At 62.0% G+C, this 17,239-nt stretch carries 12 protein-coding genes and 3 pseudogenes; 3 read left to right on the top strand and 12 right to left on the bottom strand.

All coding sequences use genetic code 11. From position 1 onward, the window contains the following. Nucleotides 1–224, top strand: a pseudogene (locus tag HV823_RS25905) (protease); the annotation flags it as partial. A 282-nt stretch (nucleotides 225–506) separates the two neighbouring features. Here the strand turns inward: HV823_RS25905 and HV823_RS25900 are convergent. Further along, on the bottom strand, nucleotides 507–989 hold the full coding sequence (locus HV823_RS25900; RefSeq protein WP_176952555.1) for an Lrp/AsnC family transcriptional regulator: 483 nt from the start codon (nucleotides 987–989) through the stop codon (nucleotides 507–509). A gap of 91 nt (nucleotides 990–1,080) precedes the next feature. Here HV823_RS25900 and HV823_RS25895 point away from each other — a divergent pair, with 91 nt between their 5' ends. Then, on the top strand, nucleotides 1,081–2,571 hold the full coding sequence (locus HV823_RS25895; protein ID WP_176952554.1) for an aminotransferase class V-fold PLP-dependent enzyme: 1,491 nt from the start codon (nucleotides 1,081–1,083) through the stop codon (nucleotides 2,569–2,571). Nucleotides 2,572–2,585: 14 nt separating this feature from the next. Further along, a complete protein-coding gene (locus HV823_RS25890; protein WP_425487705.1) occupies nucleotides 2,586–2,810 on the top strand; it encodes a tyrosine-type recombinase/integrase in 225 nt (74 codons plus the stop codon). Nucleotides 2,811–2,927: 117 nt separating this feature from the next. Here HV823_RS25890 and HV823_RS27475 read toward each other — a convergent pair. The 11 genes and pseudogenes from HV823_RS27475 to HV823_RS25840 all read right to left on the bottom strand — a co-directional run. Continuing rightward, nucleotides 2,928–3,197, bottom strand: a pseudogene (locus HV823_RS27475) (transposase); the annotation flags it as partial. 3 nt (nucleotides 3,198–3,200) lie between these two features. Continuing rightward, nucleotides 3,201–3,377 (bottom strand): annotated as a pseudogene (locus tag HV823_RS27470) (transposase); the annotation flags it as partial. Nucleotides 3,378–3,557: 180 nt separating this feature from the next. After that, entirely contained in the window at nucleotides 3,558–5,822 is a 2,265-nt protein-coding gene (locus tag HV823_RS27290) for a mechanosensitive ion channel domain-containing protein (RefSeq protein WP_176952552.1), read from the bottom strand. Beyond that, a complete protein-coding gene (gene ngg, locus HV823_RS25875; RefSeq protein ID WP_176952551.1) occupies nucleotides 5,819–7,624 on the bottom strand; it encodes an N-acetylglutaminylglutamine synthetase in 1,806 nt (601 codons plus the stop codon). The genes HV823_RS27290 and ngg overlap by 4 nt, the downstream gene beginning before the upstream one ends. 1 nt (nucleotide 7,625) lies before the next feature. Further along, a complete protein-coding gene (locus tag HV823_RS25870; RefSeq protein ID WP_176952550.1) occupies nucleotides 7,626–9,401 on the bottom strand; it encodes an N-acetylglutaminylglutamine amidotransferase in 1,776 nt (591 codons plus the stop codon). A gap of 128 nt (nucleotides 9,402–9,529) precedes the next feature. Then, a complete protein-coding gene (locus HV823_RS25865) occupies nucleotides 9,530–10,315 on the bottom strand; it encodes a FadR/GntR family transcriptional regulator (RefSeq protein ID WP_176952557.1) in 786 nt (261 codons plus the stop codon). A gap of 5 nt (nucleotides 10,316–10,320) precedes the next feature. After that, nucleotides 10,321–11,118 carry an ATP-binding cassette domain-containing protein gene (locus HV823_RS25860; RefSeq protein ID WP_176952549.1) on the bottom strand — a complete coding sequence of 266 codons (798 nt, stop codon included), beginning with the start codon at nucleotides 11,116–11,118 and terminating at the stop codon, nucleotides 10,321–10,323. Next, nucleotides 11,115–12,911: a dipeptide/oligopeptide/nickel ABC transporter permease/ATP-binding protein gene (locus HV823_RS25855; RefSeq protein ID WP_176952548.1), complete on the bottom strand. Its 1,797-nt coding sequence runs from the start codon at nucleotides 12,909–12,911 to the stop codon at nucleotides 11,115–11,117. The genes HV823_RS25860 and HV823_RS25855 overlap by 4 nt, the downstream gene beginning before the upstream one ends. After that, entirely contained in the window at nucleotides 12,908–13,855 is a 948-nt protein-coding gene (locus HV823_RS25850; RefSeq protein ID WP_176952547.1) for an ABC transporter permease, read from the bottom strand. The genes HV823_RS25855 and HV823_RS25850 overlap by 4 nt, the downstream gene beginning before the upstream one ends. A gap of 64 nt (nucleotides 13,856–13,919) precedes the next feature. Continuing rightward, nucleotides 13,920–15,485, bottom strand: a complete 1,566-nt coding sequence (locus HV823_RS25845) for an ABC transporter substrate-binding protein (protein WP_176952546.1) — start codon at nucleotides 15,483–15,485, stop codon at nucleotides 13,920–13,922. A gap of 176 nt (nucleotides 15,486–15,661) precedes the next feature. Continuing rightward, nucleotides 15,662–16,819, bottom strand: a complete 1,158-nt coding sequence (locus tag HV823_RS25840) for an osmoprotectant NAGGN system M42 family peptidase (RefSeq protein ID WP_176952556.1) — start codon at nucleotides 16,817–16,819, stop codon at nucleotides 15,662–15,664. Between the last annotated feature and the right edge of the window lie 420 nt (nucleotides 16,820–17,239).

The following is a 17,239-nucleotide window of genomic DNA, read 5'->3' as shown; positions in this document are numbered from 1 at the left end:
TGATCGACCTGACCGGGATCGATGCCATCACGACGAAGTCGGGCAACCAGGCGTTCTCCTTCGTCGGCACGGAGAAGTTCTCCAAGACCGCCGGCGAGCTGCGCTATGCCAAGGAGAAGGCCGACACCTACGTCTATGGCGACGTCAACGGCGACGGCAAGGCCGACTTCGTCATCCACATCGACAGCCTCGTCAACCTCAAGGAAGGGGACTTCCTGCTGTAACGGCAACTGGCCTCACGATCGGCCGGACCGGCCGATCGTGAGGCCGCAAACACCTCGAAGCCGCTCATCGCAGGATGGGCGGCTTTTTTGATGGGACTGCGGCCGACTATAAGTTCGGTGGCCGCATCATGGATGGAATCAGGTATTCCGCCTTGCATGCATGCAGGCCATGGAGGTCGCCGTGGCGACGTCCGGCGTCTCGGCGAGATCGTCTCGGCGCGCCTTGCAAGCCGCAACGCTTGCTTCCAACGGAGGGAGTAGGGCTACCGAGGGCGTGGCCGATCATTTCAGGCGGCCGAGATCGACGGCGCGATTGTCGATGATGGCCTCCATCGCAAAAAACCCGGTCACCGTGGCGAGATCGAAGTTGGTGATAAGCTTCTGGTAGAAAGCGTCGTATCCCGCCATCCCTCTGGTGACGACCTTGATGAGATAGTCCCAGTCCCCGCCGATCCGATAGAAATCGACGACTTCGGGCAGGCGCCCGACATGCTCGCGGAAACTCTCGATCCATTCCCGCGAATGGTGGCGGGTGCGAATCATGACGAACACCGTCAGGTCGAGCCCGAGCGCCGAAAGATCGATCTCGCTGCGCGAACCGCGAATCATGCCGATCGCCGTCAGCCGCTGAAGACGTCGCCAGCAGGCGTTCTGCGACAGTCCGACCCTCTCGGCGAGCTCGCGCTGGGACGGGCTGGCGTCCTTTTGCAGGCAGGTGAGAATTTTCAGATCAAAGCTATCAATTTTTTCTAGTTTATCGTTCATATGACACAGGAAATGGCCGATATTGCAAAAGAAGTGTGAGTTTTTTGACATTGCGCCAGACTAAACTCGCGGTCAATGCCCCGACCGGAGAATGACCATGCCCGCTGTTGCAAGCTCCCAACTGGAAACGATTTCCACGCCGCTCGGCCGATTCAGGCAAGACCTTGATCGAAGCGATGTCATAGCCCGCCTGCAGGGCGACCTTGTCGGCGCGGCCGCGAAGATCGCCGGACCCTATGGCGTGAAAGAACTGGTCTATGCCGACTATGTGGCCTCCGGCCGGGCGCTTCTGTCGGTGGAGCGGTTCATTCTGGAAGAGGTCCTGCCCTACTATGCCAACAGCCATACGGAAGCCTCCTATTGCGGGGGCCTCATGACGCGCATGCGGCGCGAGGCTCGCGCGCTGATCGCGGAATGCTGCGGCGCCGACGCGGCCCATGCCGTCATCTTCGCCGGTTCCGGCGCCACCGCCGGGCTGAACCGGCTGGTGAAGCTCTTCGGCATCTCCGATGCTCTGGCAAAGGGAGAACCGGTGCGTGTCATCATCGGACCTTACGAGCATCATTCCAATATCCTGCCCTGGAGGGAAAGCGGGGCCGAGCTCGTGGAGGTCGCAGAGGCTGAGACGGGTGGCCCCGACCTCGCGCTTCTGGAGGCGGCATTGCGGCGCGAACCGAAGGGCCTGACGATCTGCAGCCTTTCCGCGGCGTCCAACGTCACCGGCATCATCAGCGACGTCGCCGGCATCACCGAACAGGTGAAGGCGGCCGGCGCGAAGATGATCTGGGACTACGCCGGTGCCGGCCCCTATAGCGAGATTGCGATGAACCCGAAGCCGGGAGTCGAGATCGACGCCATCGTCGCCTCACCGCACAAGTTCATCGGCGGACCCGGCGCGTCCGGAATCCTGATCGTGCGTCGCGACAGTGTTTCGACCTGCAAGCCGTCCTGGCCGGGCGGCGGCACCGTCAGGTTCGTCTCGCCGACATCGCACGATTACAGCGACAGCCTCGAGGCGCGGGAAGAGGCCGGTACGCCAAACGTCGTCGGCGACATTCGCGCCGCCCTGGCGTTCCTCGTCAAGGCGGCGATCGGCCAACGAGAGATGACGCGCAGGAACCGTGCGCTGACCCATCGTGCCTTCGAAGCCTGGAAGGCCGTGCCGCAACTCGAGCTGCTCGGCGCGCATACGCCCGAGCGTCTGCCGATCTTTTCCTTCCGCGTCCGGAACGATACCGGCGGCTATGTCCACCAGCAGCTCGTCACACGGATGCTGAGCGACAGGTTCGGCATCCAGGCCCGCGGCGGCTGTGCCTGTGCCGGACCCTATGTCCATCGGCTCCTGTCGATCGATGAAGAACAGTCCAAGGAGATGCGGCAGGCGATCCTGGCCGGTGATGAAATCAAGAAACCCGGCTTTACCCGCCTCAATTTCAGCGTTCTTCTGAGCGAGGCGAAGGTGCAGTTCATCCTGGACGCCGTCGCCCGGCTTGCCGCCGACGCACCGACCTTCGAAAAGGACTACGGCTTCGATCCATCCCGCGCGATCTTTTTCCCGCACACCGAACGGCAGCAGGCGTAGGTAGGACTGCAAACTTGGAGCATGCTGCGATTTTGCGGTATCGGGGAACGCTTGGCCATGCCGAGATACCGGAGCGCATTGCCTATGCGGCGGGGCTGCGCGCACCGGAAGCTATCCATCTCAAGGTTCGCGACATTGATGGCGAACGCGGCATCATCCGCGTCGAGCATGGCAAGGGCGGAAAGGATCGCAATGTCATGGTCTCCACGCAGTGGCTGGCGATCCTGCGGGTCTATTGACGGCTGGCGAGACCCGAGGTCTGGCTGTTTCCCGGCCGGGACGAGACCAAGCCCATCGATGTCCAGGTTCTGTACTCAGCCGGGACTGTCAGGAATTCTGTGCGGGGGCCGGTTTCATCAGTTGAAGAACCGCTCGCCGAAGATGACGGCGAACGGTGTCTTTTCGCCCCACTTCCGCGGCACGCGCTTCCAGAGCTCGGCCGCATTGCTGAGAACCAGATATAACAGCTTCATCGCGGCTTCGTCACCAGGGAAATGGCCGCGCGAGCGCACTGCCCGACGAAGTTTCGAGTTCAAGGCTTCTATAGCGTTCGTCGTGTAGATGATGCGGCGGACGCCCTCCGGGAAGGCGGAAACGACGTATTCCCAATTGCGTCGCCGGCTCTTGCGCCGGTTGGCGGACGGTCCTTCGCTGTGCTCGAGGTCGAGATGCTCGTCGAGCTCGGCATTGAGAATACGCTCCGACAGCGCCTTCTTCAGATCATCCAGCAAGCCGTCCTTGCCGAAAACCTCCGACGGATCCCGTCCGGCGAGAAGCCGGTCTGGCAGTTCCTTTTCGGTAGCCATGTGATGATTCGCTCCTCTTCATCATCATGGCCCCTGGGAAGACAGTTCATGATCATATCACGCGCCCCCAAGGCTTCCGCCTGAATCCTCGTTCGCCTCCCCCTTCCCCAACCCACGAGGGCATTTGGTTGGCCAAGGATTGTCATCCATATTCCTTGAACGTTCGAGGCAAATAGAAGATCAATTGGCCTCTTGGGCCTGGAGATCGCGGTCGGATATACCAACAGATTTCCTTTGGGTTTTCTCGGCCTTCGCAGCTCTTTGCTCCTTCATGGAGAGGAAGGCCGGCGGGGCATTCCCATGTTTGTCAACGCCAAAATAGAGCGTCTGATGCGGGAATGGGATCTCGATCCCCCTGGCATCGAAGACGCGCTTGACGGCGCCGTTCAAGGCCCTGCCGACACCCCACTGCTTTCCCGGCAGCGTCTTGATGCGCACTCGAACGATGACAGCGCTGTCGGCAAGCTGCTGAACGCCGAACCATTCCATGTCACCAAGAATGACGCCGTTCAAATCCGGATCGCCGCGCAACTCCTCGAACGCATCGAACAGTGCCGCGCGGGCTTCTTCCACATCCTCGCGATACGCGATCCCGACGTCGCCGACGTGATAGGAGAAGTCACGCATGAGGTTTGTGACCATATCCACCGAGGAGAACGAGATAATGTGGTAGGCGCCCTGGACGTCGCGCAGGCTGACGGAGCGGATCGTCAGGCGCTCCACGGTACCCGTCGTGCCGCCGACCGTGATGACGTCGCCGACATTGATCGCATTTTCGAGCTGGATGAACACGCCGTTGATAACGTCCTGCACGAGCTTCTGCGCGCCGAACCCGATTGCCAGGCCTATCACGCCGGCGGATGCCAGGAGTGGCGCGATATCCAGTCCCATCTGAGACAATGAGAACATCAGCGCGATCACCACGATCGCGATCGTGGCTGCGTTTCTGAGAAGCGTCAGGAGGGTGGATTCACGCGCGGTGGCGATGGAGCCGAAGGCCGGGTTCAGGCGATAGTCGACCCATGACGTCAGCGCGAGCCAGCATATATAGGCGACCAGCAGGATCAGGCAGACCGAGGCGATAGCGCCGGTAAAAGCCAGCCCGAGGCGCGATTGCAACAGCGCGGCCAAGTCGAAAATCCCCATCGCCGACAGGACAACCCCGACAACCACCGCGAGGATGGCCAGGCGAAGGATCGTCAGGAAACGCGGTACCAGACCGTTGACCCGCCTTTCGAGAAGCGGGAGCCGTTCGTTGACATTTTCCGGCAACCGCACGCCCTTTGTTACCGCGCGCGCCAGCCAGTCGGCAACGACGAAACCGATGATGATGGCCGCACAGGCCTGGGCACTGGCGGCCAGTACCGAAAACAGGCGATCGGCAGACCCGACCAGCACGACAAAAAACAGGAACGCGAGATAGACGAGCACCGGCCAATGCCAGCGTGCGGCAATGAAACGGACTTGCCGGTGGCGAGGGCTATGGTCCGGGGTCGTCAACAGCCAGTCGGTCACGGCCCGCCGGTATATTAAGGTCGCAGATATGGCGGTGATGAGGGCGGCGAGCGCCACGAGACCAGACACGGCTCGCCCGGAGGCAACGGACACTGCTTGCGAGAGCACCGGCTGGAGAAGAAGCTGGCCGTAGCCGAGAATGCCGACGATCCAGGCGAATATGCGGCTGGTTCGCCTTGCGGCTTCATCCGATATGCGCAGGAGCCGCAATTCGCCGGTCGAGGGCGAAAGGACTGTTGTGATTGCCACCTTTGCCAGTTGCACCACAGTGAAGGCATTCAGGTAAAGCGTCTGCTGGATGTCCATCCGCCCCAGTTCGCCAAAAACCGTCAGAGCCGCAACGTACCCCGCAGCCCACGCGGCGAAGACGATGGCGACATCGAGTGCTGCCGACGCAGCGATCAGAATGATCTTTTCGAAAAATCCGGCGGTAACGGCGCGCGCGCCGAACGATCTGTCAATCCGCCGGGTGACGAATCGCAGGACCATGAAGGCCCCGTAAGTCACGACGATCACGAGAGCGAGGTCGCGCATTGTGCGCAGCAACACTTCGCCTTCGTCGCCACTCAGATTGGCAAACATCGCCGGCGCCGCGGCCAGTTGCCGTGAGAACACGATCACGGAGGAAACCGCCTTCTCTGCGGATTGCCGGGTGACTTCGGCGATTTTCTGGCCGAGCGAGGGTTCACGCATGGTCGCGGGTTGCGTGGCGGCGCCGGGAGACGACGCATCGCCATCCACGGTCTTCTGCAATTCGCCAAGGAAGGCCTCGCGAGTCCTATCGTCGCGAAGGACGTCGATGAGATCCTGAAGCTTCGCGGCCTGGGCCGGCTGCTCCTGCTTGGCGCCAGGCAGGAGAGATTGCTGCGCAGCCACCGGAATGACGCCTGCCACGAACATGAAGATCAAAAGAAGGAAGGTTCGTATCACGGGAAATTTCCTAGGTCAGGCTTCATGCGCGTGCCGGGAAACAACAGGTCGACGAAGCGTGCCGCCGTCGGTTGCGGTTCATGATTGGCGAGGCCTGGACGCTCATTGGCCTCGATGAACACGTAATCCGGTTTCGAAGGATCATCGACCATGAAATCGATACCGACGACTGGAATGTCGATTGCGCGTGCGGCCCGGCAAGCAGCCGCAACAAGATCGGGATGCACCGTGTCGGTCACATCGTGGATCGACCCGCCGGTGTGCAGGTTGGCAGCCTTGCGCACCGTGATCTCACGCCCTTCTTCGAGCACGGTTTCCAGCTCAAGCCCCTGCCCGGCAAGACATCGTTGCGTTTCCGAGTCGATCGGGATCCGGCTCTCCCCGCCCGTTGCCGCCTGCCGGCGGCGGGATTGTCTCTCGATGAGGGCAGCAATCGTGCTGATACCATCGCCGGTGACGGCTGGGGGGCGGCGGACGGCGGCGGCGACAAGCGCATAACCGATGATCACGAGGCGCAGGTCTTGCCCCTCGAAGCACGCCTCGAGCAGCACCCGCTCGCAGACCTGACGCGCCGAGTCGATCGCCGCGTCCAGTGCGTCCATCGAGGTTATGCCGATCGAGATGCCACGCCCCTGTTCGCCGCGCGCGGGTTTCACCACGACCTTGCGGTGCTTTTCGAGAAAAGCCTGAAGTGCTGCCCTGTCCCCGCCAGCCTCGATCTGGTCGGGAACGGCAAGGCCTGCGGAGGAAACGACGCGCCGCGCGATGGCCTTGTCATCGCTGATCGACATCGCGACACCGGAGGTCAGTTCCGAGAGGCTTTCGCGGCAATGGATGGACCGGCCGCCGTGGGTCAGGCGAAAGAACCCGCCCTCGGCATCGGTGATATCCACGTGGATACCGCGTCGCGTCGCTTCGTCCACGATTAGCCGCGCATAGGGGTTGAGGGCATCGTAGGACTGATGCGGCATCGCGAAAAACTTCTCGTTGATGGCGTTCTTCCGCTTGATGGCGAAGAGCGGCATGCGCTGGAAGTTCAGTTTTTCGTAGAGTTTTATCGCCAGCGCATTGTCGTGCATCACCGACAGATCGATGTAGGAGAGGCCGCGGGCCTGGAAATGTTCGGCCAACTTGCAGAGCAGCTTCTCGCCGATGCCAGGCTGGCGCGCATGCGGATGGACGGCAAGACACCAGAGCGAGGCGCCTCGATCCGGATCGTCGAACAGCCGCTGATGGTCGATGCCCGTCACGGTGCCGACGATCTCGCCGGTGGCATCGTCCTGGGCAACGAAATAGGTGAGCGACCGGTTGTCCCGTTCGGAGGAGAAGAAATCCGAACGAATCTGCACCATGCCGCAAGCGGCATAGACATGGTTGATGCCCTCGGCATCAGCTTCCGTCGCCAGCCGGCGGATGGTGATACCGCGCATACGGCGCGGTTTTGCCCGATAGATTGAAAGGTTGAGCCGGAACGTGTGCGACGGATCAAGGAAAATCTCCTGCGGCGCGCGCGACAAGAGCACATGCGGATCACGCACATAGAATGCGATGTCCCGGCTGGACGGCGCTTCGTCGCGCAGCTCCGACAGCAGCGTCTCGTCGTCGGAAAACGTCTGAGCGAAGACGAGCCGTCCCCATCCGCAGTCCAGCACCACGTCCTTCTTCTGCTGGCCGGAGGTTTCCGGACGCCCGACATGCCGTCCCGGCTGCGCGCGCGTGCGCAGTTGCTTCAGTCGATGGCTGACCGCCTTGGTTCCCTTGCTACGCTGGCGCGGCGATGTCACCTCCCTTGCCTTCTTCATATCAACCCCCCTGTGCCTGCAGCCACATTTCCAGAAGCCCGACCTGCCAGAGTTCGGAGCCGCGAAGCGGAGTGATGTGGTCCGACGGCTTGTCGAGCAGACGATCGAGATAATCGTCGCGGAAGAAGCCGCGCTCGCGCGCCTTCTGCGAATGCAGCGTGTCGCGGATCATGTCGAGATAGGGACCGGCGATATATTTGAGCTGCGGAACCGGGAAGTAGCCCTTCTTGCGATCGATCACCTCGCTTGGAACAACCTTGCGGGCGACGTCCTTGAGGATGCCCTTGCCACCGTCGCGTAGCTTCTCTTCCGGCGGAATGCGCGCGGCAAGCTCCACCAGTTCATGATCGAGGAAGGGCACGCGGGCCTCCAGCCCCCAGGCCATGGTCATGTTGTCGACGCGCTTTACGGGGTCGTCGACAAGCATAACATTGCTGTCGAGACGCAACGCCTGGTCGACGGGCGTATCGGCGCCCTCACGCAGCAGATGTTCGATGAGCAGCGCGCCGCTGGCATCGTGATCGGAAATCCAGTCACCCGACAGCTGCGTGCGTAGAACGTCATGCGATCGATCGCGGAACGCCTTGCCATAATCCGAAACGACATCGTTCGAGTTCACCAGCGGCGGATACCAATGGTAGCCGCCAAAGACCTCATCCGCACCCTGGCCCGACTGAACGACCTTGATGTGCTTGGAGACCTCCTTGGAGAGCAGGTAGAAGCCGACATTGTCATAGGAGACCATCGGCTCGGACATTGCCGCGATGGTGCCCGGCAGCGCGCCCATCAGATCGGCGGAGGGCACGAAGATCTTATGGTGATCCGTGCCGAAGTGCCGGGCGATGAGGTCCGAATAGACGAATTCATCGCCCTTCTCGCCATTGGCCTCCTCGAAACCGACGGAAAAGCTCATCAGGTCTCGCTGGCCGGCTTCGGCAAGCAGGCCGACGATCAGGCTGGAATCCACACCCCCTGAAAGCAGCACGCCAACCGGCACGTCGGCGATCATACGGCGCTTCACCGCGAGACGGAGGGCTTCGAGGAGTTTCTCCTGCCATTCCTCGCGCCGGATTGCGGTATCGCCGGTCTGGCGACGGTATGGCGGATCCCAGTAGCGACGATCCTTGAAGGTGCCGTCGCGCTGGTAGACGCGGATGGTTGCGGGCGGCAGTTTGCGCACGCCGTTGAGAATGGTGCGCGGCGGCGGCACGACGGCATGGAAGGTCATGTAGTTGTGCAGCGCAGCCCGGTCTATGGACGTATCAACCCCGCCCGCCTTGACGAGAGCCGGCAGGCTGGACGCAAAACGCAGCGCGCCCGCGATCTCGGCGACGTAGAGGGGCTTGATGCCGAATCGGTCGCGGGCCATGACGACGCGGCCGCTGTCGCGTTCATGTATGACGAAGGCGAACATGCCGTGGAAGCGCGAAACGCACTCTTCGCCCCAGGCGTGCCATGCCTTGAGGATGACTTCTGTGTCGCCATCGGAAAAGAAGCGGTAACCCCTTGCTTCGAGTTCCTCCCTGAGTTCGCGGAAATTATAGATGCAGCCGTTGAAGACCAGCGAGAGGCCGAGATCGGGATCGACCATCGGCTGCTGCGATTTGTCCGACAGGTCGAGGATGCGCAATCGCCTGTGTCCCAGCCCGACATTCCCCCGTACCACGATGCCTGACGCATCCGGCCCGCGAGGGGCGAGAACGTCCGCCATGATCGAGACCGCCGAAACAGACGGTGACCCGCCATCGAACCTGACTTCTCCACAAATTCCACACATGAACTGGGTCGAAACCTCCTTTGTTTGTACAGAATGCAACGCCAGGGCCGTGAAAAGGTCCACGGCCCTGACGTCGTACGAAAAAGTTAAATGCACGACGCGGCCAGGCGTTCCCGTTTTGACCGTATTTACCGTCCGGTCGTTTCCGCGCGCGCCAGCATGTAAGCCTCAGCGAAAGCCATGTGTTCGGCCGCGATGCGGCGCGCATCGTCTGTTCGGCCGTCCTTCAATGCGGCCATCAGGCGATACTGGAAGGACAGCCCTTCCTCCCGGGAACTCGGCGCAGGATCGGCATAAATCTTTCTGGCCAGCGGAAGTTCGCGCAACAGGTTGTGCATCAGGCCGCAGAGGAAGCCGAGCAGCGGGTTGGGACTGAGCTGCGCCAGCTGCGAGTGGAAGTCGAGCTCCGCCACCCGCTGGTGATACTGCTCCTCGGGATCGACCGGCGGGTGATCATAGATGCGGATCGTGCTTTCGAGCAATGCAAGCTGTTGCGCCGTCATCTGACCCGCGAGCAAGGCCGCAACCTCCGGCTCCAGTGCCTTGCGGATCGCATAGATGTCTGAAAGGCTCGGCTGGTCGAAGAAGAAATGCGTCGACAGCAATTCCATGGCGTGCTGGGCCGATGGGGCCGCTACGAAGGCACCGCCACCCGGACCGCTGCGCGTGAAGATGAGCCCCTGTGTCTCCAGCGCCTTCATCGCTTCCCGCACCGTACCCTTTGCCGCTTTAAAGCGGTCGATCAGTTCGCGCTCCTGAGGCAGGCGGTCGCCGGGAGCAAGGCCCTCCGATCGGATATAGTCCTTCATGCGGTCAGCAATCGCCTCCGGCCGCCGCTTCGTCTTGCCGGCAGGCGTGAAGAGACGCTTGCCGTCTTCGCCGAAAATCTTCCGGTTTTCCCTGATGCCTGGCATAACCATCACTCTCTCCTGATGCGAGGCGCGCTCGCGACAAGCCGCTGTGTATAGGCGTGCCCGGGATTGGCAAAGAGACGCGCCGCGGGCGCCATCTCGACCACCTCACCGAAATACATGACAGCGACGCGGTCGGAGATCGCCTCGACGACGGCAAGGTCGTGGCTGATGAAGAGGTAGGTCAGGCCGAAGCGCGTCTTCAGGTCGCGCAGAAGCAAAAGGACCTGCGCCTGCACGGAGACGTCGAGCGCGCTGACAGGTTCGTCGAGCACGATGATTTCCGCTTCCGCAGCCAGTGCCCGCGCGATCGCGATGCGCTGTGCCTGCCCGCCGGAAAACTCGTGCGGATAGCGAGCAAGCGTATCTTCGGGCATCTGGACGGCATCCAGAAGTTCCCGCATGCGTTCGCGACGCCTTGCCGTCTCGTAGCAGCACAGGAATTTCAGCGGCGTTTCGAGAATGTCGCGGATCGTCTTGCGCGGATTGAGAGAGGCGACCGGATCCTGAAAGACGTATTGAATCATCTTGCCGAAAGCGCGCGGCCCGTCGCGCCGCAATGCGCCCGCTTCCTTTCCGCCGATCAGAAGGCTGCCGGCGGTCGGTGTTTCAAGGCCGACGAGCATGCGGGCAAGCGTGCTCTTGCCGGAGCCGCTTTCGCCTACGACGGCAAGCGTTTCGCCGCGCTCAACATCAAGCGAGACGGATTTCACCGCCCTGACCTCATGGCGCGTCTTGCCGAACAGGCTCCTGCCGCCGCCGAAAGTCTTGGAAAGGTCGCGAATCTGAATGGCGGAGACGGTCATGATGGCTGTTCCTTCCGACCCGGGAAGAGACCGGCGACACCTTTCAGGAAATGCTCTCCCATGCCGAGTTCGGGCACGCAGGCGATCAGCCGCTTGGTATAAGCATGTTGCGGATTGGCGAGCACCTCGCGGGTTTCACCGGTCTCGACGATCTCCCCGTCCTTCATCACCGCAACCCGGTCGCAGATTTCCGAGACAACGCCGAAATCGTGGGTGATGAAAAGCAGGGCCATGCCGCGCTCGCGCTGCAAATCGCGCAGGAGTTCGAGGATGCGGGCCTGCACGGTGACGTCGAGGGCGGTCGTTGGCTCGTCGGCGATGATCACCTCCGGATCGTTGGCAAGCGCCATCGCGATGCCGACACGCTGGCGCTGGCCGCCCGAAAGCTGATGCGGATAGTGCTTTGCCCGCTCCCGCGCCTCCGGGATGCCTACCTTGTTCAGAAGGCCGACCGCCCTTTCCCGGCACGCAGCCGCACTGATCGACTGGTGCGCGGCAATGGCCTCCTCCACCTGTCGCCCGACCGGATACATCGGGTGGAGCGTCGTCAGCGGGTCCTGGAAGACATAGGCGACGCGGCTACCACGGTTGGCGATCAGGCGCGTCTCGGGCATCGCCAGCACATCCTCGTTTCCGAGATAGACCGCGCCATTGCGGATGAGCCCCGGCGGAGAAGCCACCAACCCCATGATAGAGAGCGCTGTGACACTCTTGCCCGAGCCGCTTTCGCCGATGAGTCCGAGGCATTCGCCGGGCTTCACATGGAGCGAAACGCCCCGCACCGCCGGCACGATCTCCGAACCGCGCCGGAAGCCGGTTTCGAGGCCCACGATCGAAAGAGCGGCACCTGCTGCGGCATTTGCCGGCACGGCACGGCCGCTTGCGACTTCGGTCACCGGTCCAGGCCGTGCCAGGGCCCCGGAACGAAGGCGCGGGTCGAGCACGTCGCGGATCCCGTCGCCGAGGAGGTTCAGGCTGATGACGATGAGGAAGATCATCACGCCCGGCACGATGGAGACGTGCGGCGCCGTGAAAAGCTGTGCCCGCCCCTCGCCCAGCATGGAGCCGAGATCGGCTTGCGGCGGCTGCGCGCCAAGGCCGAGAAAGCTGAGCCCGGCCGTCTCGAGGATCATCCAGCCCGCCGTGGTCGACATGGTGATGACGATCACAGGCAGGACATTCGGCAGGATCTCAGTGAGGACGATCGAGAGGTTTCCCTTGCCGGAAAGGCGCGCCGCATCGACGAATTCTCGATGCACATAGCCCAGTGTCACTCCGCGCACATTGCGGGCGAAGAAGGGGATGTTGACGACGGCGATGGCGTAGAGCGCGTTCATCAGCCCCGGGCCAAGTGCTGCGACGATTGCCAGCGCCAGCAGGATATAGGGAAAGGCCATCAGCATATCGATGCCGCGCATCATCGCGTTGTCGGTGCGCCCGCCGGCATAGCCCGCCATGATGCCGATCGCGGAACCGACGAAGGCAGCGATCAGGGTTGCGGCAAAACCGACTGCGACGGACACGCGTGTGCCCCAGAGCAAACGGCTCAGGATATCTCGGCCAAGCTGGTCGGTGCCGAGCAGGTGGCCTGCCGTCAACAGGGGTTTCAGCCGGTCGGCCGGCGCGGTAGCGTCGGGATCGGGCAGCGGCAGGATCGGCACCAGCACGATCATGAGGGCGACCAGGCCGAGCAGCACCAGCCCTGCCGTCGCCAGACGATTGTTGAGCAGCAGGCGCCAGGAGGTGATCCGCCGGGGCGCTTTCGGCGCTGATGTTTCGGCAAGCGCGCTCATGTGCGGATCCTCGGATCGAGCATGGACTGCAGCACGTCGGCGACAAGGTTGAACAGCACGTAGCTCGCCGCGACAACGAGAACACCACCCTGCACAAGCAGGATGTCGCGGGTCGAAATCGCTTTAACGAGCATGGCCCCGATACCCGGCCACTGGAACACCGTCTCGATATAGACCGCACCGCCCAGCACGAAGCCGGCCTGGATGCCGATGACGGGAATGATGCTGACGAGCGCCGCGCGGAAGGCATGGCAATAGATCACACGCCGTTCGGGCAGGCCCTTGGCGCGGGCCGTGCGCACATAGTCCTGACGCAGCACCTCCAGCATCGCGCCGCGCGTCAGCCGGGCGATGACCCCGGCGGCAACGACCGCCAGTGTAGTTGCCGGCAGGATCAGGTGGATCAGAAGGTCCTTGAGATCCCCGCCGCCATAGACCGCATACATGCCGGATGCCGGCAGGATGCGCCAATGTACGGCGAACAGGTAGATGAGCAGGAGCCCGAGCCAGAAGGACGGCATGGAGATGCCGGCGAGCACGAAGAAGGTGATCGCCCGGTCCGCCCAGCCGAACTGCCGCACCGCCGAAACCACCCCAGCCAGCAGACCGATCACGGAACACAGCACGAGCGATACGCCTGCCAGCACGAGTGTGGCCTGGAAGCGCTCCAGCACCTCGTCGAGCACGGGACGGTTGAGGGCGAAGGACCGCCCGAAATCGCCATGCACGACATTGCCGATCCAGATCAGGTATTGCTGCACCAGTGGTTTGTCGAGCCCGAGATCACGGTTGATGCGCTCGACGTTTTCCGGCGTGGCATAGGCACCGAGAATGGCCGTGGCGGTATCGCCCGGAATCAACGCCATCACCAGAAAGACAATGATGGAGAGCCCGAACAGCACGGGCACGACGGCAATCAACCGCTTCACGATATAGGCCGGCATGGAACCTCCGGGACATCTGTCGCGCTGCCGGCTTTTCTGCCGGCAGCGGCTTTACAGAAGAGAACTACTGCTTCGTCACGGCATGGAGATCGAGCAGGAAGGAGGGTTGCAGCTTGAAGCCCTGCACGGCCACGGTGGTGACCGCATTCTGCTTCCAGTTAGCGACGAAGAGCCAGGGAGCATCGTCATGCACGATCGCCTGCACCTCGCCGTAGAGCTTGCCGCGCTCGGCCTGATCCGTCGATATGCGAGCCTTTTGCAGAAGCTCGTCCACCTTCGGGTTCGAGTAATAACCCGAGTTGAAGCCGCCCTTGTCCGGCATCGCGTCCGTGCGCAGCGTCAGATAGGGCACCGTGTCCGGATCGTTGGTCATCCAGGCCATCTCGGCCATGTCCGCCTTGCCCTCGAGACCCGGATTGACCCGGCCGAGGAAGGTGTTCCACTCGTAGGTCTCGATCTTCACCGTGAACCCGACCGCCTGAAGGTCCGCCTGGATCGCCGCGCCCATGGTGATCGGATCAAGCATGCCCGATCCGCCCTCGGTGACGTAGAAGGTCAGCTGTGGATTTTCGACACCTGCCTCGGCCAGCAGCGTCTTGGCCTTTTCGGGATCGTAGGGATACGGCTCAACCGCGCTTTCCACCCAGTTGAAAGCCGGCGGAATGGGGCCTGCGGCCACCGTCGCGGTCCCCTGCAGGACATCGTTGACGAGCGTTTCCTTGTTCACGGCAAAATTGGCGGCCTGGCGCACGCGTTTGTCGGCGAAGGGGCCAGTCTTGGTGTTGAGAATGCCGAACCAGACATGCGGGCCTGCCTGTTCCGCAACGGCGAAATTGGCGTCCTTCTTGAAGGTCGCGAGATTGTCCGGCGGGACCTCCACCATGACGTCGATGCCACCGGCCATCATCTCCGCGACGCGCGTATTGGCATCGGTGATCGGCCGGAACACGACGGCCTCGAGGCTCGCTGCGCCATCCCAGTAGTCCGGATTGCGCTCGATGACGACGCGCTGGTTCGACGACCACTCGACGAACTGGAACGGCCCGGTGCCCGATGGGCTGCGGCCATAGTCCTTACCATGCTGCTCCACAGCTGTGGGCGAGACGATCAGTCCCGTCGGATAGGCCAGATTGGAAAGGAACGGTGCGAAAGCCTCGCTCAACTTGAACTCGACGGTCTGCGGATCGATCACTTTGACGGATTCCACCGAGGCAAAATTGAAGGACAGCGGGAACGGTCCTGTGTTGTAGAAGGGATGGTCCTTCTTCAGCATGCGGTCGAAGTTGAACTTCACCGCCTCCGCATTGAAATCCGACCCGTCATGAAACTTCACGCCCTCGCGAAGCTTGAACGTGTAGGTCTTGCCGTCCTCGGAAATGTCCCAGCTTTCGGCAAGCGCCGGCTCCACCTCCAGCGTGCCGTCCTTGAAGCGCACGAGGCCGTCATAGACGTTGACGAGAATCCGGAAGTCGTTGGTCGCGGTGACCGTATGCGGATCGAGAGACTGGGGCTCGGCGATCTGGCCGACGACCAAAACATTGGGTGGTGTCTGTGCGGCGGCCGACCCGGCGGCAAGCGCGGCGCAGACAAGGGCAGCAGCCGCGAGGGCGCTCCGAAACAGCCTCTTCATGGGGAAGATCCTTTCGATTTGGCATCGTTCGTGAGCTCCTATTTATAGCTATAGATAAACTCCATGCAATAATTTATCATGATTAAAATTGAAGATTGCACGCACCCGACCCTTCCCGCACTTCGCGGGAAGTCAAGAAACCGTGATAAAACAGATGATTACCTTAATATGAGCGATCAGGGCCCGTCGGGCTCGTCCGCATTGAGATCCTGATCGGCACGCTCGACTTTCTGGCGCGTGAAACCTCGCAGGCCCGAGACTTCCTCGGCGTCGCGCTCGATCTGCACCTCGCTCATCGCATAGTGCACCACCAGCTTTGCGACGGACATCAGGGCATGAAGGTGGATGCGCTCATAGCCATGCGAGGCATCGACACCGAAGGCCAGAAGCGCGGTGCGCACATCATGCCCGGCCTCCACCGCCGAAGCAGCATCGGAGCGATAATATCGGAAAACATCCTTTTGGACGCGGATGCCATGTTCGCCGCAAAGCTCGTACAGTTTCTTGGAAAGGTGATAGTCGAACGGGCCGGTCTGGTCCGCCATGGCGAGTGTCACGCCGAATTCGTCGGAATTCTGGCCCGGCGCAGTGGTGCCGTTGTCGATGGCAACCAGCGAGGCGATATCCGGAACCAGAACCGCCGATGCGCCGACGCCGACCTCCTCGCCGATCGTGAATAGCCAATAGGTATCCACCAGCGTTTCAATCGCCTCCCGCTGCATCGCCTCGAGCGCGGCCAGCATGATCGCTACCCCGGCCTTGTCATCGAGATGGCGCGAAACGATGAACCCATTGTCGAGAAATTCCGGCTGTGGGTCGATCGCGACGATATCGCCGATATCAATTCCGAGTTGCACGATGTCCTTCCGGTCACGCGCAAGCGCATCTATACGCAACTCGACATGGCGCCATCCCGTTGGCTGCGTGTCGACTTCCTCGTTGAAGGTGTGGCCCGACGCTTTCAACGGCAGGATGGAGCCGCGATAGATCCCCTTGCGGGACAGGATCGAGGCGCGGGCGCCTTCCGCAAACCGCGCGGACCAATGGCCGATCGAAACGAGTTCGAGCCGGCCATTGTCCTTCAGCGACTTGACCTGCGCGCCGAGCGTGTCGAGATGCGAGACGATGCCACGGGCCGGCCGCTCCGCAGCGCCGGGACGCCGTGCGCGGATTGCACCGCGGCGCGTCAGCTTGACCTCCAGCCCGAGGCGCTCCAGTTCGCGCGCTGTGTAACGCACGGCTTCGTCAGTAAAACCGGTGGGGCTCGGGATGTCGAGCAGCGCCTTCAGCCGGCTCCTGAGATAATCCGGGTCGATATTGATCGGTGTCTGCATGGGGGCCGTTGTCGCAGCCAGCACCGGTTTCGTCAACAATGCCGGAGCCGGCGAGCGCGATGCCTACCTAAAATCGCGATCGCGCCACTCCACCTGAACCCTCGGGTTTCCCGGCATCAAGATTAACGAAGTTGTCATGCTATCGATTGGTGATCCAACTACGCCCGCGGCTCTCTGAGATCAGGCAACCGCGCCCGCCACGGCATTTCCAATGCGCTATTGCGTGGATGCGGCGAATGTGAATGTCGTGTCTCGCTCATCGTGCCCCGCGTGAATATCCCCAGCGAGCAGATTAGAGTCTGTCAGGGCTAGGCTGCACCATAGCCTGCATGTCGCAGATAGTTCGAGCACTCCTGCGGCGTAAAGAGCTGCAGGAGATCGCCGACGCGCCTCCATGTTGTTTCGACGGTTCGTTCTTCG

This window comes from Mycoplana rhizolycopersici (assembly GCF_013378445.1).
GTDB lineage: Bacteria > Pseudomonadota > Alphaproteobacteria > Rhizobiales > Rhizobiaceae > Mycoplana > Mycoplana rhizolycopersici.
This window is presented reverse-complemented; position numbering and strand designations above follow the sequence as displayed.